Raw genomic sequence first — 19,973 nt, 5'->3', positions numbered from 1 at the left:
ACCTATGCGTTCGACCGTCGATCGCGTCGGATGAAAGCCACAAACCTCCTCAGTGGTCTGAGTCACACTGGTACGAAGCAGACCACACGACCTCCGGAGGCGCCCGTGCCCAACAAGTACCTGCGATACGGCGACCAGCGATACATCATCAACAACGAAGCGGAGGCGCGGCTGAACCGCACGCTCGAAGCGGTCTACGCGGACGGCAGCCGCGGCCATCAGTGGCTCAACCTCTACCGGGACTCCGAGGCACCCTGCCGGCTGCTGATCGCGACGGGCGTCCCGATCTCCATCGAGACCGAACTCTGTCTGGATGACTGACCGCACGAAGGTCTCCGGTGTCGGTGACCGAGGGCGTCGGTGGAGCTGAGCTATAGGGTCACATCTGTGCCCGAGGCCATTGTCCACAGCGATGACGTCGCCTATCGCAGCGGCCAGCTGATCACCTACATCGGCAACAAACGTCAGCTGCTGGGGCTGATCGACGACGCGCTCGCCCACGTCCACGAACAGCTGCAACGGCCGCTGATCTTTCTCGACGCCTTCTCCGGCAGCGGGGTGGTGTCCCGGCTCGCCAAGGCCCGATCGCGTCGGGTGATCTCGAATGATCTCGAGAGTTACGCCCGGGTCATCAGCGAGTGCTTCTTGACCAATGCCGACGAGGTGCCTGCCGGCGAGCTGGCCGCGAAGGTGGCAGCCATCAATCGCACGGTCGAATCGGATTACGTGACAAACGGGTTCATCGCCAAGCACTACGCACCGGCCGATGACACCTGCATCAGGGCCGGTGAGCGGGTCTTCTACACGAGCGAGAACGCCCGCCGACTCGACGCGTACATCGAGCTGATCCATGCCGAGCCGGAGCCGGTGCGAACGTTGCTGCTCGGCCCGCTGTTGTCCGAGGCCTCGGTGCACGCCAACACTTCCGGGGTGTTCAAGGGGTTCCACAAGGATCGCGCCACGGGTCTCGGCCGGTTCGGAGGTAGCGGCGCCGACGCGCTCGGGCGCATCACCGGGGCCATCACCCTGGCCGCACCCGTATTGAGCGATCACCACTGCGAGCGGCAGGTACTCCAGGTGGATGCGGCAATGCTTCCTGACGTCGTCGGCCCGGTGGACGTCGCCTACCTCGATCCGCCCTACAACCAGCACCCGTATGGGTCCAACTACTTCATGCTCAACCTGATCGCCGAGAATCGGGAACCCACGGCGATGAGCGCCATCTCCGGCATACCCAAGGACTGGAACCGTTCGGGATACAACGTGCGGTCGAGCGCCGCAACGTTGCTGCGACGACTGATCAACGATCTCGATGCACGCTTCCTGCTGATCTCGTTCAACGACGAGGGATTCATACCACCGGCGCAGATGCGGGACATGCTCGGTGCGGTCGGTACGGTCAGCGAGTTCACGCAGCGTCACAACACCTTCCGCGGCAGCCGTAACCTGCGGGGACGAAGCGCCCATGTGACCGAGCACCTGTATCTGGTGGACCGGCGCCCATGACGCACGAACCGACCGTGATGCCCAGCTGTTACCGGGTCGAGGCCCTGGCCGGCGACGGTCCGCACGCACGCATCCGCAGACGCATCAAACGGTTCACCGGGTTCGACCTGCTGCCAAGCGATTCCATCGCCGCCCGCTACGGTGAACTGCTGACGGTGGGCGACCCGGTCGCCGAAGACTTCGTGGCGGCGACCTATCACGGCCCGATGGGTGCGGCCGCGGCACGCGAACTGCTCGAGACCGCACTGCGTGACGGGATCGACACCATCGACGACGCCCCACCGGAGATGCGGGCACTGTTCGACGAGTTCGAGGAGATACCCGCCTGGGTCGAGGAGGATCTGATCGAACGAGGCGCCGCGTGCTGGCGGCGGTGGGGTTATGCACTCGGGTCGGTCGGCAACGCGGGCACCATGGATACGTATACCGAGGGCTCACTTGCGGTTCCACTCTCCCTGGCCGGTGGCTATGCCGGGGCCAGCGCGTTGAACAGGTACCTCGAGACAAGCCGATGGTGGATCGAGGTGTGCAGGCCCGGGGCCATCCTGACCCCGGGTTCACTCGCCAGGGACATCTCACTCAAGGTGCGAGTGATGCACGTATCGGTACGGGCTCGCGTCGCCCGACATGACGAATGGGACAGCGCACGTTGGGGTTTGCCCATCAGCCAGGCGGAGATGATGCTCACGCTGCTCGGCGGCAGCGTGGGGCCCGGACTGGGTCTCTACAGCGTCGGGTATCTCACCTCGCCCCGCGAGATCGAGGCCCTCCTGCATTTCAATCGGTACCTCGGCCACCTCGTCGGTGTTCGCGTCGACGACATCTATCCGCGGACCGCCGCCGAGGGGATTCGGCTGCTGTATCTGTTCGACGCCACCCGCGCGCACGATTGCGGTCCCGTGGGCGCTGAACTCGTCGAGTCGTTCGTGCCGGCGTTCGCACCCCAGCCATCGATGGGTGCGGTCGGACGAGCACGCGCCCGCTATCACCTGGCCCTGCAGGCCGGCTACACGCAATTGTTCATGCTGCCGTGGAATCGGCGCAATTACGAATTGCCCTCCCCCTGGCCAGGTTTGGCTCTCCTGTTGCTGCGCGCACCCTTGACCGCAATCGGCGAGATCGCCCGCCGCTTCTCGCCCGCGATCGATGAGCGTCTCCAGCAGGGGGCAGTGCACCGCTGGCAGCGATGGCACCGGTGGCAGTCCGGTCGGCGGGCCGAGCAGTTCGATGCCGGCGCGGCGTTGCGGCGTTAGACCGCGGCGGCTGCGACGCGCGGCACCTGCCCGCGTGGGCATGTCATCGATTCCGAGTCTTGCGGACCTGACTTTCAATGTCTAAAGTCAGGTGATGACCGAGTCGCCGAGCACCGCACTGACCGACATGAGCGCATTCCTCCAGGTCACCGGGTTTGTCATCGAGGAGCAATCCGGCACACGAGTGTCCGGGTACGTCGACCTCGGCGCGGACCACTTGACGCCCTGGGGCGTCGTGCACGGCGGCGTGTACACGACGATCGTCGAATCAGCAGGCAGCGTCGGCGCCAGCGCGGCCGTCCACGATCGCGGTCAGTTCGCCGTGGGGCTGCACAACAGCACCGACTTCCTGCGGTCCAGCACCGGCGGCAGCCGGGCGCGAGTGCTTGCCGAGCCCATCGTGCAAGGACGCACGCAGCAATTGTGGCTCGTCACCATCACCGACGAGTCGCGCGGCAAAGAACTCGCTCGCGGGCAGCTGCGCCTGCAGAACATCCCGCTGCCGAGCTAGAGCGGATAACGCGCTCGGTAGACGGCGTGATCGCGTCTGGCCTCGACCTCGCGGGTGTGCGCGTCTGCGATGTGCGACATCGATTTGAAGGACGTGATCGCGATGGCGAACAATCCGATCGCACACCCGCCGGCGACGGCAGCCTCGACGAAATGCTCGCTGGCGAGGGTGATGATCGTCAGTGCGGTGGCGGCCGCTCCGGCCAATGTTGTGAAGAAGGCGAGCCAACCGGCCGGCCATACAAGACTTCTCCGTAGGTGCAGTGCAGTTCCTGAATGCATGATGACTCCTAGGTTCGCCAGGAATACCGGACGAAACCCTGATTTTACTCCGAGTAGGCAGACACAAGCGCGCATTCGGCATCATCAGTAGCCTCGGTTCGGTGCACAGTGCCCTCACCACCGCCCGCGATCAGATACTTCGCCGGGTCGACCGCCTCATCGAGCCGTATCCGGTCCGCGATCTGCCCCGCGGCCACATGGTCTACCTACCCGGACGCGGCTCGACCTACGTCACCGACTCGGGCCCCCGAGACAAACCGGCCATCTTCTTGTTGCACTCGGTCCTGACCAACGGACTGCTGTGCTGGTACCCGCTGATCCCCGCTCTCAACAAGGAGTTCCGGGTGATCACCCTCGATCAGAGGTGGCACGGCCGCGGGATCCGCAGTGCCCCGTTCGATCTCGAGGACTGCGCCGACGACGTCGTGGCTCTGGCCGACGTCCTGGGTATCGACACCTTCACCGCCGCAGGCTTCTCGATGGGTGGAGGCATCTCCCAGATCACCTGGCGACGCCACCCCGACCGCGTCGACGCGATGATCCTGTGTTCCACCGGACCGTTTTTCGGCAGCAACGATCCGGCCCGGCAGACCAACATGTCGAACGTCGGCCGCATCATGAAGCTCATCCACCCGCCGCACATCCAGCCGAACGCCGCCAAACTCGACGACACCTCCGTACCCGACACCGTCTGGGCGATGCGGCAATTCTTGTCGACTCCGGTCTCGCGCCTCGGAATACTCGGAGATGGCATGAGCCACTTCGACTCTCAATCCTGGCTTGCCGAGATCGACATCCCCACCGCAGTGCTGGTCTCACTCAAGGACCGGGTCATCCCCCTCTGGCGCCAGCGCATTCTGACCGACAACATCCCGGGCGTGGCCACCTACGAGGTCGACGGCGGCCACGCGTGCTGCGTGCTCGAGGCAGATCGGTTCATCCAGAAATTCCTCGACGCCGCCCGGCACACAGCCGATCAGGTCAGGGATCGCAGGCTTCTAGCAGCGACTTCACCTCTTCCTCGAACGCCCTCATGATCGGCCATGGGTCGGGTACCAACTCTTTGCACGCGATGACACCGATGTTGAGCAGACCGTTCTGGGAGAACACGGTGATGTTCATGCCCGCCCCGTGGAACACCGGCCCGAGTGGATACATCGCCTCGATCTTGGCGCCGAGGTAATACAGCGGGAAGTCCGGTCCGGGCACGTTCGAGATCACCAGGTTGTAGATCACCGGATGCCGTTCGGCCAGTTCCTGCGACGAGTACAGCTTCATCGCCATGCCCAGCGTCGCAGGCGGTACGAATTGCGCCCAGCCGCGGAGCAGGTTCGAGTCCATCGACCCGTGATGGTCCTTGGCCGTGCGCACCTGCGAACCGATGGCCTTGATCCGCTCCACCGGGTCGGCGATCTCGACCGGCAGTTTGGTGAACATCCCCGTCACCTTGTTGGTCCCCTCGGTGACGAGACCGGCGTCGCTCTCCCCGTGCACCGACACCGGGACCATCGCGACCAGTGGCTGGTCCGGCAGTTCGTCATTGTTGTCGAGGTAGTCGCGCAGCGCACCCGAGCACACACTGAGCACCACGTCGTTGAGTTTGACGTCGAAGTGATCTTTGATGCGCTTGAGGTCGCTCAGCGAGACCTGCGTGTACGCGATACTGCGATGCGCAGTGATCGATTTGTTCCACGAGGTCCGCGGCGCGCGGAACGGGGCAGGCATCGCCTCGTTCCGCAGCGCTCGTGCGATCCAGTCGAACGGGAGCTGCGCGGTCTTCGGCAACAGCCTGGCAAAACTGAGCGGGCGGCGCGCCACCTGCCATGCACCGTCCAGCGCGAGCCCGGCGAAGGACGCATCGCCTGCCGTGTGGGCCAGGACTTCCTTGTCCAGCTCGGGCGGCTCGGGTGTGAGGGTGCACAGCTGGGCCAGCAGATCCGAGGCCGTCACCCCGTCCACCCCGGCGTGATGCATGCGGAGCAGCACAGCGATCTTGCCGTCGGCAAGTCCCTCGATCACCCACATCTCCCACAGCGGCTTGCTGCGGTCGAGTGGGACCCCCGCGATATGGGCGCAGAACTCGGCCAGCTCGTGCTGCCCACCCGGAGCAGGCACGGCCACCCTGTGCACATGCCGCTCGATGTCGAAGTGCCGGTCCTCCACCCAGACCGGATGATCGAGATTGACGATCGAGTCGCGCACCTTGCGCCGGAATGTCGGCAGCGCGCCGATCCGTCGCGAGAGCTCGTCGCGCATCCTCTCGAACGAATAGCCGCCTTCGACGGTGGTCGGGTCGAGCTCGATCAAACCCACGATGTGCATCAGCTGCGATCGCGTCTCCAGATAGAGAAACGATGCGTCGAGCCCACTCAAGCGTTCCATTCACGCCACCTTCTCCCCGGGACAGTCATCGAAGTCCACTGTGCGCTCACCGGCCCAGATTTACCTGAGGAACCTCGATAAAAATACGGCCGTCAAGCAAATAGACAACACCGTGTGGCAAATGCAGGGGTGAGCACGTCCTAAGCTGGTGACATGCGCATTGGTGCCCACGTACGACAAGACAGTGATCCGATCGGCAGGGCCGAGGAACTCGGCGCCGAGTTGTTACAGATGTTCGTCACAGATCCACAGGAGTGGGGCAAGCCGAAACCACATCCCAAAGCCGCGGAAATCCGTGACTCGCCGATCGACGTGGTGGTCCACAGTTCGTACCGCATCAACGTCGCGAGCCTCAACAACCGCTTGCGCATGCCGTCCCGGCAGGCCGTCATCAATCAAGCCCTGGCAGCCAAAGAACTGGGCGCGTTCGGACTCGTCGTCCACGGCGGTCATCTCCGCGACGACGAAGACGCCAAAGACGGATACGAGAACTGGCGCAAGCTCTTCGAGCGCGCCAACGAGAAGGGCGGCTTCCCCGTCCCCATCCTGATCGAGAACACCGCCGGCGGCGATCACGCCATGGCCCGCAGCCTCGACAACATCGCCCGCCTCTGGGATGCGGTCGGAGAATACGAGAACGCCGGCTTCTGCCTCGACACCTGCCACGCCTGGGCCGGCGGCGAAGATCTCGTCGACATCGCCGAGCGCGTCAAGGCCATCACCGGCCGCATCGACCTGGTCCACCTGAACAACTCGCGCGACGAGTTCGATTCGGGACGCGACCGGCACGACAATCTCGAGAAGGGCCAGATCGATCCCGAGGTCCTGGTCGCCGTGATCAAGGCCGCCGGTGCCCCGGTCATCCTCGAGACGCCCGAAGAGGGGCTCGCCGACGACATCGCCTACTTGAAGAAGGCCCTGGCCTGATCTGCTCTGTTTTCCCCTGAGATCGTCCCCGAGCGCAGCCCCCACGGGCATATAGCCCTCGGCACCCACTCAGGGGGACGATCTCAGGGTCTACTGCCGTGGATCTCGTTCCGGATGGCCTGCATCCGTTCGTCGAGAGTGTTCGCGGTGTCGGCGGCGACGGTCAGTTCATCGAGTAGATGGGTCGGGACGGCTTTGTCGTACTTGTAGTAGATCTTGTGCTCCAGGCTGGCCCAGAAGTCCATTGCGATGGTCCGGACCTGGAGCTCGACCTTCACCGGGATCTGACCCGTGCTCAGGTTGACCGGAGTCTCGACGATCGTGTGCAGTCCGCGGTAGCCGTTGGGCTTCGGGTTGGCGATGTAGTCCTTGGTCTGCAGCGTCATCACGTCGGGTTGGGCACACAACAACTCGGTCAGCCGGTAGGCGTCGGTGATGAAGCTGCAGGTCACCCGTACGCCGGCGATGTCGTCGAGCTGATTTTGCAGCGATTCCGGGTCCACCGGTATGCCGCGCCGGTTTGCCTTCGCGAGCAGACTCTCCGGGCTCTTGACCCGAGAGCTGATGTGCTCGATCGGGTTGTAATCGTTCAGGTAGGCGAACTCATCGCGAAGGATCTCGATCTTGGTGACGATCTCGTTGATCGCGAACTGGAACGGCAGCATGAACTTGCGCAGTCCGTGGCCGATCTCGATCAAGTCAGCGGGGGCGAGGTCCCGATCGCCGCCTTCGGCAGCCATCCAGCGGACCAGCGGCCCGTCTGGGGAACGTCCTTCGATTGCGTCGTCGACCACGTCACTCATGCCCTCCATCGTGCCCGACCGCGTCCGGACCCCAGAAGTTCATTTGGTGGTTGGCGGCGGTGTGGGAACGATGAACACATGCGATCGAGAGAGTGGCCACGGATGAGCACTGCCGGACAACCGGCCCTGCACCGCCGCCTCGGTGTCACCGACGCGGTACTCACCGGCCTGGGTGCGATGCTCGGCGCAGGCATCTTCGTGACCCTGGCACCGGTCGCCGCGACCGCCGGCCCCGGGGTGCTCCTCGCGCTCGGCCTCGCGGCCGCAGTCGCTTACTGCAACGCCCGCTCGTCCGCCCGGCTCGCGACGGCATACCCGGCCGCAGGAGGTACCTACGTCTATGGCCGAGAGGAACTAGGTCGGTTCTGGGGACATCTGGCCGGCTGGAGCTTCGTGGTCGGCAAGACCGCCTCCTGTGCCGCCATGGCGCTCACGGCCGGGTACTACCTCTGGCCCGAACAGGCCCACGCCGTCGCGGTGGTCGCCGTTCTCGCGTTCACCGCCCTGAACTGTTTCGGGATCAGCAAGTCCGCCTGGGCACTTCGGCTCATCGTCGCGGTGGTGGTAATTGTCCTCGTGCTGGTGGTCGTCGTCGGCCTCACCTCCTCCGCCGTCGCGACCGACCGTCTGGACCTCGGCGGCTCGACCGTCAGCGGTGTGCTCGGCGGCGCCGCCCTCTGGTTCTTCGCGTTTGCCGGGTATGCCCGCATCGCCACCCTGGGCGAAGAGGTCCGCGACCCCGAGCGCACCATCTCGCGCGCCATCACCATCTCATTCGTCATCGTCCTGACGCTCTACGCACTGGTGGGCGTCACCGCGTTGCTGGTTGTCGGGCACACCGCGCTGAGCGGGTCGTCGGCGCCTCTCGTCGACGTGGTCCAGCTGTCGGGTCACGACGGCCTCGCGCCGGTGGTGCGGATCGGCGCCGCGGTGGCCGCGCTCGGAGCGCTGCTGACCCTCATCCTCGGGGTGTCCCGGACGACGCTGGCGATGGCCCGAGACCGCTACCTGCCCGGCATCCTCGCGACGGTCCACCCGCGATACGCCGTTCCGCGGCACGCCGAGATCGCTGTCGGGATCGTCGTCGGCGTCCTGGTGGCCACCCTGGACGTCCGGGACGCCATCGGGTTCTCTGCGTTCTCCGTGCTCGTCTATTACGCCGTCGCCAACGCGAGCGCATGGTCGCTGGCAGGTCGCGAGCCATCCCGTCGCGGCGTCGCCTCGGCCAGGGTGTTGCCTGCGTTCGGTGTCATCGGATGCCTGGCGCTGGGTTTCAGCCTGAGTCTGAGCACCGTCGTGGCCGGAGTGGTGGTGCTGGTGGTCGGGGCCTGCGCTTTCGCGGCGCGCAGCCGGCCGTGACCCACCTGTATCAAGGGTCTTTCGTGTGGTGCACGTCATCTTTAGTTATCGACATTGCGTTTGTGCGCCGGAATATCCGGATGTATATTTGTGTTGTTACTGGCGAGTAACATAGCGCCCGAACGCCTGACTGCGTTCGACTCGCCACCCGACTTCGACAGCAGTTCAACGATTGCAAAGGATTCTGCAATGGGGCATTACAAGAGCAATCTCCGCGACCTCCACTTCAACCTGTTCGAGCTGTTCCAGCTCGAGGAGGTCCTGGCCAGCGGTGACTTCGGCGATCTCGACAAAGAGACCGCCATCGACATGCTCCGCGAGGTGAAGAACCTCGCCGAGGGCCCACTGGCCGAATCCTTCGCCGATGCCGACCGCAATCCCCCGGTGTTCAACCCCGAGGACCACAGCGTCACGATCCCCGAATCGTTCAAGAAGTCGTACCAGACCATGATCGACGGTGGCTGGGACAAACTGGGCATCGAAGAAGAACTCGGCGGCCTGCCCGCCCCGCGGTCGCTGTACTGGGCGATCGGTGAACTGCTGCTCGGCGCCAACCCGGCGGCCTTCATGTACGCCGCGGGCGCAGGCTTCTCCAACATCTTTTACAACAACGGCACCGAAGAGCAGAAGAAGTGGGCCACCATCAGCGCCGAGCGCGGCTGGGGCGCCACCATGGTCCTCACCGAGCCCGACGCCGGATCCGACGTCGGCGCCGCCCGCACCAAGGCCATCAAGCAGGACGACGGCACCTGGCACATCGACGGCGTGAAGCGGTTCATCACCTCGGCCGACCAGGACATGACCGAGAACATCATCCACCTGGTCCTGGCCCGCCCCGAAGGCGCGCGCCCGGGCACCAAGGGACTGTCCTTGTTCTTCGTCCCCAAGTTCCATTTCGACCACGAGACCGGTGAGCTCGGCGAGCGCAACGGCGTTTTCGTCACGGGTGTCGAGCACAAGATGGGCCTCAAGGTCTCGGCGACCTGCGAACTGACGTTCGGCCAGCACGGCGTCCCGGCCAAGGGCTGGCTCGTCGGCGAGGTACACGACGGCATCGCGCAGATGTTCGACGTCATCGAGCACGCTCGAATGATGGTGGGCACCAAGGCGATCGCCACCCTGTCCACCGGGTACCTGAACGCCCTCGAGTACGCAAAAGAGCGCATCCAGGGTGCAGACATGACCCAGATGACCGACAAGGCAGCGCCTCGCGTCTCCATCACCCATCACCCGGACGTACGCCGCTCGCTGATGATGCAGAAGGCGTACTCCGAGGGCCTGCGTGCGGTATACCTGTACACCGCATCCCACCAGGACCTCGCTGCCGCGAAGCTCGTGTCCGGGGCCGACAAGGAAATGGCTTTCCGCGTCAACGATCTGCTGCTCCCGATCGTGAAGGGCGTCGGCTCCGAGCGGGCCTCCGAGCAGCTGATCGGATCGCTGCAAACCCTGGGTGGCTCCGGCTTCCTGCAGGATTACCCCATCGAGCAGTACATCCGCGACGCCAAGATCGACTCGCTGTACGAGGGCACCACCGCAATCCAGGCTCAGGACTTCTTCTTCCGCAAGATCATCCGCGACAAGGGCCAGGCCCTCGCACATGTCGCCGGACAGATCAGCACGTTCATCGAGTCCGAGGCGGGCAACGGCCGGCTCAAGACCGAGCGTGCGTTGCTCAAGACCGCACTCGACGACGTCCAGGGCATGGCGGCGACCCTGACCGGTTTCCTCATGGGTGCCCAGGAGCAGCCGAGTGAGTTGTACAAGGTGGGACTGGGCAGCGTCCGGTTCCTGATGGGCGTCGGAGATCTGATGATCGGCTGGCTCCTGCTGCGGCAGGCCGAGGTCGCACTCAACGCCCTGGATGCAGGTACCTCCGAGGCGGACACCGCGTTCTACAACGGCAAGGTTGCCGTGGCAACGTTCTTCGCGAAGAATGTGCTGCCGGACCTCACCGCAACGCGGGGCATCGTCGAGAAGATCGACAATGACGTCATGGAGCTGGACGAAGCATCGTTCTAGCAATCTGACGAAGAAGTGGGTCGGCCCGGTCGGGGGACGGCCCACTTTTTCGTTGCACATGAACGAAATGCACACAAGGATGACTGACGTCACCGGCGTCGTCACACTGACCACATGTCACCAGATGATGTGCAGCCCCGCCCCCGCATCGACGCAACCATCGCTCGTTCTTGGTTGTTGGTGAACGCCTCGGTCCGGCCCGCGTACATGGCGGCCGCTCGATCGCAGGCCGACCAGATCATCCTCGACATAGAGGACGCCGTCGATCCGGCCGCGAAATGCGGTGCCCGCGACAGCGTCGCCGACTGGCTCCGCGGCGCCGGCGCCTGGGTTCGGATCAACGACCGGACCACGCCGTTCTGGTCCGAGGACGTCGATCATCTCCGCGGCGCATCGGGACTCGGCGGCGTCATGCTGGCCAAAACCGAATACCCCGATCAAGTCGACGAGACCTATGACCGACTCGGCGGGCGGGTGCCGGTGATACCGCTCATAGAGTCGGCGATGGGGATCGAGAACGCCGTCGACATCGCCCGCCGGCGCGGGGTCCTGCGACTGGCCTTCGGCAGCGGCGACTACCGGCGCGACACCGCCACCGACGCAGACGATCTGGTGATGGCGTATCCCCGCTCGCGACTGGTGGTCGCCAGCCGAGTGGCCGGTTTGACCGGACCCATCGACGGGCCCGCGGTCACCGACGACAAGGCGGTTCTGCGGCAAAAGACTTCTACGAGTGTGTCATTCGGACTCACCGGCAAGCTGTGCCTCGATCCGGCCCACACGGGTGTGATCAACACCGTCATCAGCCCGAGCCCCGAAGACACCGCCTGGGCAACCGGCTTCCTCTCGGACTTCGAGGCCCGCGGACGCGTCGTCCGCGACGGCAGCGACCTCCCCCGCCTCAAACGCGCCGAGCGAATCACGGAGCTCGCCAGCGAATTCGGCGTAGTACCGTCCTGAGCCGGCAAACCCACCCGCTCTAGGCAACACCAAGGGTGTGCGCCTCGTGGTTTTGACCGGAACGGGTGGGTTTGTGCGTGCAGGGGTTACTTCGGTGGGAGGCGAACGCCGCCGTCGACGCGGACGACCTCACCGTTCATGTACGAGTTGGTGATCAGCTCGACGACCATCGAGGCCAGTTCATCAGGGGTACCGAGACGGCGCGGGTAGAGCACGCTCTCGCCCAGCTTGGCCTTGAATGCCTCCGATTCGGGGCCGGTGCCGTAGATCGGGGTCTCGATCAGGCCCGGGGCGACGGTGTTGTTCCGGATTCCTGCGGCTGCGAGATCGCGGGCCACGGTCAGGGTCAGGCTGACGATGCCGCCCTTGGACGCCGAGTAGGCGGCCTGTCCGATCTGTCCGTCGAAGGCGGCCACGCTGGCGAGGGACACGATTGCACCCTTTTCGCCGGTCTCGGTGGGCTCGCTGCGGCTGATGGCGGTCGCTGCCAGCCGGGTCGCGTCGAAGCTACCGATCAGGTTGATGTTGATGACCTTCTTGAAGGCCTCGATGTCGTGCGCCGACGAGAACTCGCCATCGCGGCCGATGGTTCGCTGCGCCGACCCGATCCCCGCCGAGTTCACCAGCGCACGAACCGGTCCCAGTTCGAGCGCTTTGTTGACGGCTGCCTCGATCTGCTCGGTCTTGGTCACGTCGACGCTGACGAATGCCCCACCGATCTCCTTGGCGAGCGCCTCGCCCTTGTCGGCCTGCAGGTCGGCGATGACGACCTTGGCACCCAAGGCGGCGAGTTGACGCGCCACCGCGGCACCGATTCCCGATGCCCCACCCGTAACGATTGCACTTGCTCCATTGATTTCCACCACCGCACCATATGGCCGAGCGCTTGTTCGGTTCAAGTGCCCGGCATATCGCAGACCGGTCGCGGCCGTCTCACCCCCCTAGTTCGCACATTGTTGGCAAGGCTAACCTTCATACATGTTTCGCCGCATAGTTCTCTGCCTCACCACCTTTGCATTCCTCCTGGTCGCCGGTTGCTCCAGCAACTCGACCAGCAACGAACCGTCGTCGTCCGGTTCGGCATCCGGCTCGTACCCCGTCACCGTCGACACCAAATTCGGGCCGGTCACCATCGAGGAGCCACCGACACGGGTGGTCGCGCTCGGGTGGGGCGATGCGGAAACCGCGCTGGCACTCGGAGTGCAGCCCGTCGGAGCCAGCGACTGGCTCGACTTCGGCGGCGACGGGGTCGGCCCCTGGGCAGCCGGCCTGTACGACTCTCCCCCGGAGATCATCGCCACCCGGGAGCCCTCGTTCGAGCAGATCCTCGCCCTCGAGCCCGACCTCATCCTCGACACCAAGAGTTCGGGCGACCAGAAGCGGTACGACACCCTGAAGGAGATCGCGCCTACCGTCGCGTTGCCCGCGGGGGCGGACAGCTACAAGACAACGCTGGAAGAGCAGGTGACGCTGGTCTCGCAAGCCCTCGGCGTTCCGGAGAAGGGCGACGAACTCGTTGCTCAGCTGGACACCCGATTCGCAGAGGTCGCAGCCCAGAACCCTGGTTTCCAGGGGAAGACGGTGACCGTCGCGGCGCGGTCCGGGAACGGGTGGGGCGCCTACGCACCCGACACCGAGCGGGTGGCGTTCATGCGCAAACTCGGGTTCGTCGCCAACCCTGCAATCGATCCTGCCGACGCCAAGGGCTTCTCGATCCCCGTCGCCGAGGAGAACCTGCAGCTGCTCGACGCCGACATGCTGGTCGTCTTTCCCATCGGGCGCACCGCCGCCGAGGTCGAAGCAGAACCCGTCTTCAGGGCGATCCCGGCTGTCGCGGCCGGACGCTACCTGGTATTCGATGACACGACGATCTCGCGTGCCTACTCCACCAACTCTGTGCTGTCGGTCCAGTACGCACTCGACACCGTGCCCCCGCTGGTCGCAGACCGCGTCGAGTAGGACCGAGTCAGTACAGGTGCGCGCGGTACTCCTCTTGCCTGCGCGGCTGATCCGGATCGACAGGGAGCGCATGTTGCTCGGAGATCATGTCGCGAACCGTGGGGACCTCGTCGGGATCGGCGAACCGCTCGGGGTTCCACAGATCTGATCGCAGCACCGCCCTGGCGCAATGGACGTAGACCTCATCGATGTCGACGACCACCGCCAGCGTCGCCGGCTTGCCCTTGATCGCCATGGCGCTGCACAGGTCCGGGTCTGTGCGCAGGCTCGCGCGACCGTTCACCCGCACCACCTCGTCGATTCCCGGGACCAGGAACAGCACGCCCACATGCGGATTGTCGAGGATGTTCCGGAACGAGTCGACCCGCTTGTTACCCAGGCGATCGGGCAGGACGAGAGTGCGATCATCTCGGACGAGCACCGCGGACTCGAGATCGCCGCGCGGCGACGAATCACAATTGCCCTCGGCGTCCGCGGTCGCCAGCACGAAGAACCGGGCGTGCGAGATGAATTCGACGATCAGGGGCGTCAGGAACGTGGTGTGCTTGCTCAGCACGTTCGGATGCGCGGCCCCGAGGACGCCTTCGAGATCGGCGAGTGTGGTGATCGCGTGCGGGTCCGGGCCGTCCTGCTCGGCCATCTACTTGCCTGCAGCTGTCGCCAATTGAGGCACCAACTGGCCAACTCCCCATTCGAGGCTGATCGGCGACGGGAAGGCCAACGCGAACGGGACGCCATCGGTCTTGGGGACGGTGGCGACTGCGCCGCGTTCGACCGCGGGCAGCTGCTTCCACAGCGCCTGGGAATCGAGGACCTGGACCTGCTCGGCGTTGTCAGGGACCACCCAGAGCAGATCCGCGTCGAGCGCGGACACGTTCTCCCAGGCAATTTTTCCCTTGCCGTTGTTGCAGTCCACGGTTTGCGCATAAGCGCTCAACTCGAGTCCGAGATCCTTCATCACCCGGGCCATGTTGTCATCTTGCGAGCACAGCACGAACATCCCGTCGGCCGACGGAGAGATGATTGCGTTGTACGTCTTGCCTGCGAGTGCCGGATTGTCGGTACGCGCGGACGCGATGACGGCGTCCGCGGTCTCGATGCTCGACTCTGCCTCGGCCGTACGATCGAGGACCTGCCCGATCTTTCGTACGCTGTCCTGCCAGGCGTCGGCATTCGGTTTGCTGTCGAAGTGCACCACGGGCGCAATCGAGCTCAGCGAATCGTAGGTCTGCTGATCGAGACCGTAGAAGCCGGTCGCGACGATCAGATCCGGCTCGAGAGCAGCCACCGACTCGAGACTGATGTCCTTTGTCGGGGTGGCGAGCGTCGGGGTGTCGGCCGGGTACCGGCCCTCTTCCCACGGGTAGATGCCCGTCCCGCCGGTCGTCGGATCGGTGGCTGTGGCCTTGGGGACCGCCACCGGGGTGACACCAACGGAAAACAGGAAGTCGGCATCCGTCGTCGACAGGGCCACCACCCGCTCTGGCGTCTCTTCGACAACAGCGTCACCGAACGCCCCGGTCGCGGTGACCGCTGCGTCGCCGTTCGACGATGACTCGCCGTCGTCGCTCGAGCACGCGACGGGTAGCAGTAGCGCGGTGGCCACCACCGCCAGCCGCCCGACGGTCGCGAAGATTCGGCTCTGCGACATCATATTGCTCCTATCTAATGCCTCACCAGCGGGATGACAAGTGGTGTATGCGATTCCGGATCGTCGATGATCCGGCAGGGTAGACCGAACACGTCGTGGACGAGGTCGGCGGTGATGATGTCGGCGGGCCGGCCTTCCGCGACGATCGCGCCGTCTTTCATGGCGATGATGTGGTCGGCATACCGGCAGGCGTGGTTGAGGTCGTGGAGTACGGCGACGAGGGTGCGGCCCTTGGTCTTGTTGAGTTCGGAGCACAGCTCGAGCAGGTCGATCTGGTAGGCGATGTCGAGGAACGTGGTCGGCTCGTCGAGCAGCATCAGCGGGGTCTGCTGCGCCAACACCATCGCCACCCAGACCCGTTGGCGCTGGCCGCCGGACAATTCATCGACCAGTCGGCCGGACAGCTCGGTCACACCCGTCGAGACCATGGCCTCGACCACCGCTGCCTCATCGTCCTTGGACCACTGCCTGATCAGTTTCTGGTGAGGATAACGGCCGCGCGCAACAAGATCGGCGACCCTGATGCCGTCGGGAGCGATCGAGGACTGTGGCAGCAGACCCAATCGCCGAGCAACCTCCTTCGCCGGATACGAACTGATCGCCTTGCCGTCGAGCAACACGGACCCGGAACTCGGCGCCAGCAGGCGCGACAGCGCACGGAGCAGGGTCGACTTGCCACACGCGTTCGGTCCGACGATGACGGTGAACGCGCCGTCCGGGATGTCGACACTGAGCGATTCACTGATGACCCGCTTGTCGTACCCGATCGTCACGCGATCCGCCTTCAACCGTGACCCGGCGGCGCGGACCCGGGGCACAGTGTCCGCAGGACCGTCGGCGACCTTGTTCATGTCCATTCATCAGCCCTGTCTCGTAAAGATCGTGTGGAGGTCGTCACTGCCTGCGCGCCTCTCTGGCGAGCAGCCACACCAGGTAGAGACCGCCGATGGACACCGTGACGACGCCGACGGGCAGCGCCGGCTGGAAGACCCGCTGGGCGATGAAGTCGCTCGCGACCAACAGCAGGGCCCCCATCGCGGCCGCGGGCGCAAACGACACCCCGGGTGTCCTCGTCAGCCTCCGGGCCAACTGCGGCGCGGCCAGTGACACGAAGGCAATCGGGCCCGCAGCCGCAGTGGCCACAGCGGTCAGCGCGACTCCCAGGATGATCAGGGCCAGCCGGGTCGGCTCGGCCCGGATCCCGAGTGCCTTCGCGGCGTCGTCCCCCAGATCCAGCATCGGCATCCGGTAGGACGCGACGACGAGGAGCGGCACCAGCACCGCGACGATGATCAGCACCGGACGGGTCTGCGTCCAGTTGACCCCGTTGAGCGATCCGGCCCCCCACACTGCCGCCGACATCGCGTCCTCGAGGTCGGCCTTGAGAATCAGCCAGGTGTTCACCGACGCCAGCACGGCACTGACCGCGATACCGACGATGATCAACCGAAAGCCCTGAACGCCCCGCTTGAAGGCCAACAGATACACCAGCAGAGCAGTGACGATGCCGCCCACGAGTGCTCCGATCGCGGTGCCGTAGTAGCCGCCGCCCCCGATGACCAAGATGACCACCAGCGCACCCGAATACGCCCCGGTGTTGAAGCCGATGATGTCCGGGCTGCCGAGCGGGTTACGGGTGATCGATTGGAAGATCGCACCGCTGACACCCAGAGCGGCACCGAGGACCAGGGCCAGCAGCACCCTGGGCATCCGCCACTCGGTCACCACCAGCTCCTCGATGCGGGTGCCCTGACCGAAGATCGCTTGCACCACCCGGTCGGGGGACACGGGATAGTCGCCGGTACCGAGCGCGAGTACTGCCACCACCAGCGCGAGGGCAACCAATGCGACGATCACCGTGACGGCGCGCAGGTCGACTCTCCCGGAGGGGGTACCGCCGGGGCTGCGCAGAATCGTGATCCGGCGACCGAAGTCGATGGCCGAGGGCGTCGACAGTTTCTCCTTTTGGCCCGCAGGCACTCTTCCTGGAATCCGGATGCTCACAGGCCGCTCGCCTTGCCCCGACGGACCAGGAAGATCAGGACCGGCGCCCCGACGAAGGCCGTCACGATGCCGACCTGCATCTCTCCGGGCCGGATGATGACCCGGCCGATCACATCGGACAGCAGTACCAGGATCGGGGCACCCACCAGCGTGTACGCCAGGATCCAGCGTTGATCGGGACCGACGATCCAGCGGGCGACGTGCGGGATCATCAAACCCACGAATCCGATGGGGCCGGCTGCTGCGGTGGCGGCACCACAGAGCAGCGTCACGGCGATCACACCGATGACCCTGGTGCGGGTCACGTTCGCCCCGAGTGATCGCGCGAGGTCATCCCCCATGGCCACCGCATTGAGTGGGCGGGCAATGACAAACGCGAGCACCAGGCCGACGACGATGAAGGGCGTCACCGCACCTGACACATCCAGTCCACGACCGGCGATCGAGCCCGCATTCCAGAAGCGCATCTGATCGAAGGCCTGCGGATCGAGCAGGATCAGCCCGGTGGTGACACCGGTGAGCACGGCGCCGATGGCCACCCCGGCCAGCGTCAGCCGAATGGGAGTGGCGCCGCCCCGACCCACCGAGCCGAGCGCGTAGACGACCACGGTCACCACCACCGCCCCGGCGAAAGCGAACCAGATGTACGCCCAGATGCCGGTGAATCCGAGGACGCCCACCGCGAGCGCCACCGCAAAGGCCGCGCCGGCGTTGACACCGAGGATTCCCGGGTCGGCCAACGGATTGCGGGTCATCGCCTGGATCAGCGCGCCACCCACACCCAATGCCATCCCGACGAGCAGTCCGAGCACGGTCCGCGGTATCCGCAGGTCGCGGATGATGATGTGGTCCCCCGAGTTGTCGTAGGACCACAGTGCATCCCAGACAGTCCCGAACGGGATGTCCTTGGCTCCGATGGCGATGCTGAGCAGGCAGACCAGGGCCAGTATCGCGACACCCACACACCAGCCGAGCGCGCGTCGGGCGTTGGTCCGGGCCAGCCCCTGCGAACTCGGCTGGGCAGCAGCGGCGCCGCTCCCTTTGACCAGGCTCACCCGGGTCCGGCGGTCAGTGCTGACACTCACGGCCGAACCCGGCGCATGTGGTCCCGCATCCTCGCCCCATCCGTCGTAGGTATACCTCACCTTAGTCAGACAAGCCGTCGCGCCTCGCGCGTGCCCGCGTTGCTAACCTCGACGGGCACGTGGGCGTCCGCGCTGAAGGGAGACGACTATCCCCGGGTCCTCCTCTTCCGACATCGGTGTCGAAGTACCGAACTTCGTACTGTCGCGCCCCACCGACCATGTGTCCGCGTTCGGAGCCGACGTCCGGTTCGACACCGTCGACGCCGCCAGAGCGGCGTTGTACGACCGCTCGCACGAGTACATCGTCGGCGCTCTCCCGTTCGATCCCGACGGCCCCGCCGCTCTCACCGCGCCCGCCCGTTTTGCGCGGAGAGATGTGCGCTGGCAACCCGATGCCCCGGCACTGCCCGCAGTGACGATCGCCGGCTTCGACCCGGAACCAGACGAGCACGTACGGCGGGTCGCCGCTGCGATCCGGGTGCTCTCCGACCCGCATGCCCCGCTCGCCAAAGTGGTCCTGGCCCGCACGGTGATCCTTCGCGCGAGCGACTTCATCGACCCCGTCGATCTGCTCACGCGTTTGGTCGCGGCCGACCCCGGCAGCAACGGCCTACTCGTCGATCTCTCGTCCGCCGGCCCGCAGTACACCGGCGCGCACCTGATCGGGTCCAGCCCGGAACTCCTTGTGCGAAAGTCTGGTTCGACAGTCATCGGCCACCCGCTCGCGGGGTCCGCGCCGCGAGCGGCAGATGCTGCCGAAGACCGGACGAACGGTCAGATGCTCGCGGCGTCGGCCAAAGACCAGCGTGAACACGCGTTTGTCGTCGACGCCATGGCTACGGCACTCGCGCCGCTGTGCCGCGACCTCGATGTGCCGGCGACACCCACCCTGACCCAGACCCCGGACATGTGGCATCTGGGCACCCGCATCGTCGGGACCGTTCGCGATCCGGCGACGACGGCACTCGACCTCGCCGTCGCCCTGCACCCCACCCCGGCCGTGTGCGGCACACCCACCGCCGACGCGCGGGAGTTCATCCTGGCCAACGAAGGTGACCGCGGGTTCTACGCGGGCGCCATCGGTTGGTGCGCAGGCGCAGGTGACGGCGAGTGGATGGTCGGCATCCGTTGTGCAGAACTGTCTGCGGACCGCCTGACGATCCGGGCTTCGGCGGGTGGTGGCATCGTCTCCGACTCGGACCCAGAGCTCGAACTCGCCGAGACATCGGCCAAACTCAGGACGATCCTCTCCGCCCTGGGACGATGAACC

20 protein-coding genes are annotated in these 19,973 nt (G+C 65.4%); 11 read left to right on the top strand and 9 right to left on the bottom strand.

All coding sequences use genetic code 11. The features are described 5' to 3' along the window. Positions 1 to 105 precede the first annotated feature (105 nt). The 4 genes from J3S28_RS02080 (at position 106) to J3S28_RS02065 (ending at position 3,270) form a co-directional block, all read left to right on the top strand. Entirely contained in the window at positions 106 to 321 is a 216-nt protein-coding gene (locus J3S28_RS02080) for a hypothetical protein (RefSeq protein ID WP_023960130.1), read from the top strand. A gap of 66 nt (positions 322 to 387) precedes the next feature. Next, positions 388 to 1,506, top strand: a complete 1,119-nt coding sequence (locus J3S28_RS02075; protein ID WP_207836878.1) for a DNA adenine methylase — start codon at positions 388 to 390, stop codon at positions 1,504 to 1,506. Beyond that, positions 1,503 to 2,759 carry an oxygenase MpaB family protein gene (locus J3S28_RS02070; RefSeq protein WP_372435926.1) on the top strand — a complete coding sequence of 419 codons (1,257 nt, stop codon included), beginning with the start codon at positions 1,503 to 1,505 and terminating at the stop codon, positions 2,757 to 2,759. Before J3S28_RS02075 ends, J3S28_RS02070 begins: the two co-directional genes overlap by 4 nt. A gap of 94 nt (positions 2,760 to 2,853) precedes the next feature. Further along, positions 2,854 to 3,270: a PaaI family thioesterase gene (locus J3S28_RS02065; RefSeq protein WP_207836875.1), complete on the top strand. Its 417-nt coding sequence runs from the start codon at positions 2,854 to 2,856 to the stop codon at positions 3,268 to 3,270. Here the strand turns inward: J3S28_RS02065 and J3S28_RS02060 are convergent. Continuing rightward, positions 3,267 to 3,551, bottom strand: a complete 285-nt coding sequence (locus J3S28_RS02060) for a hypothetical protein (RefSeq protein ID WP_207836865.1) — start codon at positions 3,549 to 3,551, stop codon at positions 3,267 to 3,269. The genes J3S28_RS02065 and J3S28_RS02060 overlap by 4 nt on opposite strands. Before the next feature lie 197 nt (positions 3,552 to 3,748). On the opposite strand from J3S28_RS02060, the gene J3S28_RS02055 reads away from it, so the two are divergent. Further along, positions 3,749 to 4,588 carry an alpha/beta fold hydrolase gene (locus tag J3S28_RS02055; protein ID WP_207838108.1) on the top strand — a complete coding sequence of 280 codons (840 nt, stop codon included), beginning with the start codon at positions 3,749 to 3,751 and terminating at the stop codon, positions 4,586 to 4,588. Here the strand turns inward: J3S28_RS02055 and J3S28_RS02050 are convergent. Next, on the bottom strand, positions 4,533 to 5,933 hold the full coding sequence (locus tag J3S28_RS02050; protein WP_207836863.1) for a WS/DGAT/MGAT family O-acyltransferase: 1,401 nt from the start codon (positions 5,931 to 5,933) through the stop codon (positions 4,533 to 4,535). The genes J3S28_RS02055 and J3S28_RS02050 overlap by 56 nt on opposite strands. A gap of 153 nt (positions 5,934 to 6,086) precedes the next feature. Here J3S28_RS02050 and J3S28_RS02045 point away from each other — a divergent pair, with 153 nt between their 5' ends. Next, positions 6,087 to 6,860: a deoxyribonuclease IV gene (locus tag J3S28_RS02045; RefSeq protein WP_207836861.1), complete on the top strand. Its 774-nt coding sequence runs from the start codon at positions 6,087 to 6,089 to the stop codon at positions 6,858 to 6,860. An 83-nt stretch (positions 6,861 to 6,943) separates the two neighbouring features. Here the strand turns inward: J3S28_RS02045 and J3S28_RS02040 are convergent, their stop codons facing one another. Further along, the gene (locus J3S28_RS02040; protein ID WP_207836859.1) at positions 6,944 to 7,663 is read right to left on the bottom strand and encodes a GTP pyrophosphokinase; all 720 of its coding nucleotides are present in this window, start codon (positions 7,661 to 7,663) and stop codon (positions 6,944 to 6,946) included. A 102-nt stretch (positions 7,664 to 7,765) separates the two neighbouring features. On the opposite strand from J3S28_RS02040, the gene J3S28_RS02035 reads away from it, so the two are divergent. From J3S28_RS02035 to J3S28_RS02025, 3 genes are all read left to right on the top strand, one after another. Then, positions 7,766 to 9,022 carry an APC family permease gene (locus J3S28_RS02035; protein ID WP_207836856.1) on the top strand — a complete coding sequence of 419 codons (1,257 nt, stop codon included), beginning with the start codon at positions 7,766 to 7,768 and terminating at the stop codon, positions 9,020 to 9,022. Between the two features lie 189 nt (positions 9,023 to 9,211). Continuing rightward, on the top strand, positions 9,212 to 11,044 hold the full coding sequence (locus J3S28_RS02030) for an acyl-CoA dehydrogenase (RefSeq protein WP_207836853.1): 1,833 nt from the start codon (positions 9,212 to 9,214) through the stop codon (positions 11,042 to 11,044). 114 nt (positions 11,045 to 11,158) lie between these two features. Continuing rightward, on the top strand, positions 11,159 to 12,004 hold the full coding sequence (locus tag J3S28_RS02025) for an HpcH/HpaI aldolase/citrate lyase family protein (protein WP_207836842.1): 846 nt from the start codon (positions 11,159 to 11,161) through the stop codon (positions 12,002 to 12,004). 86 nt (positions 12,005 to 12,090) lie between these two features. On the opposite strand, the gene J3S28_RS02020 is transcribed toward J3S28_RS02025, so the two are convergent. Beyond that, positions 12,091 to 12,867: an SDR family oxidoreductase gene (locus tag J3S28_RS02020; protein WP_207836840.1), complete on the bottom strand. Its 777-nt coding sequence runs from the start codon at positions 12,865 to 12,867 to the stop codon at positions 12,091 to 12,093. Positions 12,868 to 12,982: 115 nt separating this feature from the next. Between J3S28_RS02020 and J3S28_RS02015 the strand changes: the two genes are divergently transcribed. Beyond that, on the top strand, positions 12,983 to 13,963 hold the full coding sequence (locus J3S28_RS02015; RefSeq protein WP_207836830.1) for an ABC transporter substrate-binding protein: 981 nt from the start codon (positions 12,983 to 12,985) through the stop codon (positions 13,961 to 13,963). A 7-nt stretch (positions 13,964 to 13,970) separates the two neighbouring features. Here J3S28_RS02015 and J3S28_RS02010 read toward each other — a convergent pair whose 3' ends face one another. From J3S28_RS02010 to J3S28_RS01990, 5 genes are read right to left on the bottom strand one after another with little or no spacing between them, the layout of a single operon-like run. Next, entirely contained in the window at positions 13,971 to 14,603 is a 633-nt protein-coding gene (locus J3S28_RS02010; RefSeq protein WP_207836828.1) for an MSMEG_1061 family FMN-dependent PPOX-type flavoprotein, read from the bottom strand. Beyond that, positions 14,604 to 15,614 (bottom strand): iron-siderophore ABC transporter substrate-binding protein, encoded by a 1,011-nt coding sequence (locus J3S28_RS02005; RefSeq protein WP_207836817.1) that lies wholly within the window; start codon positions 15,612 to 15,614, stop codon positions 14,604 to 14,606. It abuts the gene before it with no gap. A 14-nt stretch (positions 15,615 to 15,628) separates the two neighbouring features. Then, positions 15,629 to 16,465, bottom strand: a complete 837-nt coding sequence (locus tag J3S28_RS02000) for an ABC transporter ATP-binding protein (protein WP_207836816.1) — start codon at positions 16,463 to 16,465, stop codon at positions 15,629 to 15,631. Positions 16,466 to 16,508: 43 nt separating this feature from the next. After that, positions 16,509 to 17,594 (bottom strand): FecCD family ABC transporter permease, encoded by a 1,086-nt coding sequence (locus J3S28_RS01995; RefSeq protein WP_307796758.1) that lies wholly within the window; start codon positions 17,592 to 17,594, stop codon positions 16,509 to 16,511. A gap of 20 nt (positions 17,595 to 17,614) precedes the next feature. Next, complete coding sequence (locus J3S28_RS01990) at positions 17,615 to 18,619, bottom strand: iron chelate uptake ABC transporter family permease subunit (RefSeq protein ID WP_237341026.1); 1,005 nt, start codon at positions 18,617 to 18,619, stop codon at positions 17,615 to 17,617. 304 nt (positions 18,620 to 18,923) lie between these two features. Here J3S28_RS01990 and J3S28_RS01985 point away from each other — a divergent pair, with 304 nt between their 5' ends. Then, positions 18,924 to 19,970: an isochorismate synthase gene (locus J3S28_RS01985; RefSeq protein ID WP_307796757.1), complete on the top strand. Its 1,047-nt coding sequence runs from the start codon at positions 18,924 to 18,926 to the stop codon at positions 19,968 to 19,970. Positions 19,971 to 19,973: the final 3 nt, after the last annotated feature.

It is taken from the genome of Williamsia soli (genome assembly GCF_017377795.1).
Lineage (GTDB): Bacteria > Actinomycetota > Actinomycetes > Mycobacteriales > Mycobacteriaceae > Williamsia > Williamsia soli.
The sequence above is the reverse complement of the archived record's forward strand: the minus strand, read 5'-3'. Positions and strand labels throughout refer to the sequence as shown.

What these genes read in the sequence shown, in the direction of transcription:
- J3S28_RS02070 (WP_372435926.1), top strand. Translation starts at nt 1,503, where the DNA reads ATGACGCACGAACCGACCGTGATGCCCAGCTGTTACCGGGTCGAGGCC.
- J3S28_RS02010 (WP_207836828.1), bottom strand. Translation starts at nt 14,603, where the DNA reads ATGGCCGAGCAGGACGGCCCGGACCCGCACGCGATCACCACACTCGCC.
- J3S28_RS02060 (WP_207836865.1), bottom strand. Translation starts at nt 3,551, where the DNA reads ATGCATTCAGGAACTGCACTGCACCTACGGAGAAGTCTTGTATGGCCG.
- J3S28_RS02050 (WP_207836863.1), bottom strand. Translation starts at nt 5,933, where the DNA reads ATGGAACGCTTGAGTGGGCTCGACGCATCGTTTCTCTATCTGGAGACG.
- J3S28_RS02065 (WP_207836875.1), top strand. Translation starts at nt 2,854, where the DNA reads ATGACCGAGTCGCCGAGCACCGCACTGACCGACATGAGCGCATTCCTC.
- J3S28_RS02015 (WP_207836830.1), top strand. Translation starts at nt 12,983, where the DNA reads ATGTTTCGCCGCATAGTTCTCTGCCTCACCACCTTTGCATTCCTCCTG.
- J3S28_RS02000 (WP_207836816.1), bottom strand. Translation starts at nt 16,465, where the DNA reads ATGAACAAGGTCGCCGACGGTCCTGCGGACACTGTGCCCCGGGTCCGC.
- J3S28_RS02055 (WP_207838108.1), top strand. Translation starts at nt 3,749, where the DNA reads ATGGTCTACCTACCCGGACGCGGCTCGACCTACGTCACCGACTCGGGC.
- J3S28_RS02035 (WP_207836856.1), top strand. Translation starts at nt 7,766, where the DNA reads ATGAGCACTGCCGGACAACCGGCCCTGCACCGCCGCCTCGGTGTCACC.
- J3S28_RS02030 (WP_207836853.1), top strand. Translation starts at nt 9,212, where the DNA reads ATGGGGCATTACAAGAGCAATCTCCGCGACCTCCACTTCAACCTGTTC.
- J3S28_RS02045 (WP_207836861.1), top strand. Translation starts at nt 6,087, where the DNA reads ATGCGCATTGGTGCCCACGTACGACAAGACAGTGATCCGATCGGCAGG.
- J3S28_RS02005 (WP_207836817.1), bottom strand. Translation starts at nt 15,614, where the DNA reads ATGTCGCAGAGCCGAATCTTCGCGACCGTCGGGCGGCTGGCGGTGGTG.
- J3S28_RS02040 (WP_207836859.1), bottom strand. Translation starts at nt 7,663, where the DNA reads ATGAGTGACGTGGTCGACGACGCAATCGAAGGACGTTCCCCAGACGGG.
- J3S28_RS02025 (WP_207836842.1), top strand. Translation starts at nt 11,159, where the DNA reads ATGTCACCAGATGATGTGCAGCCCCGCCCCCGCATCGACGCAACCATC.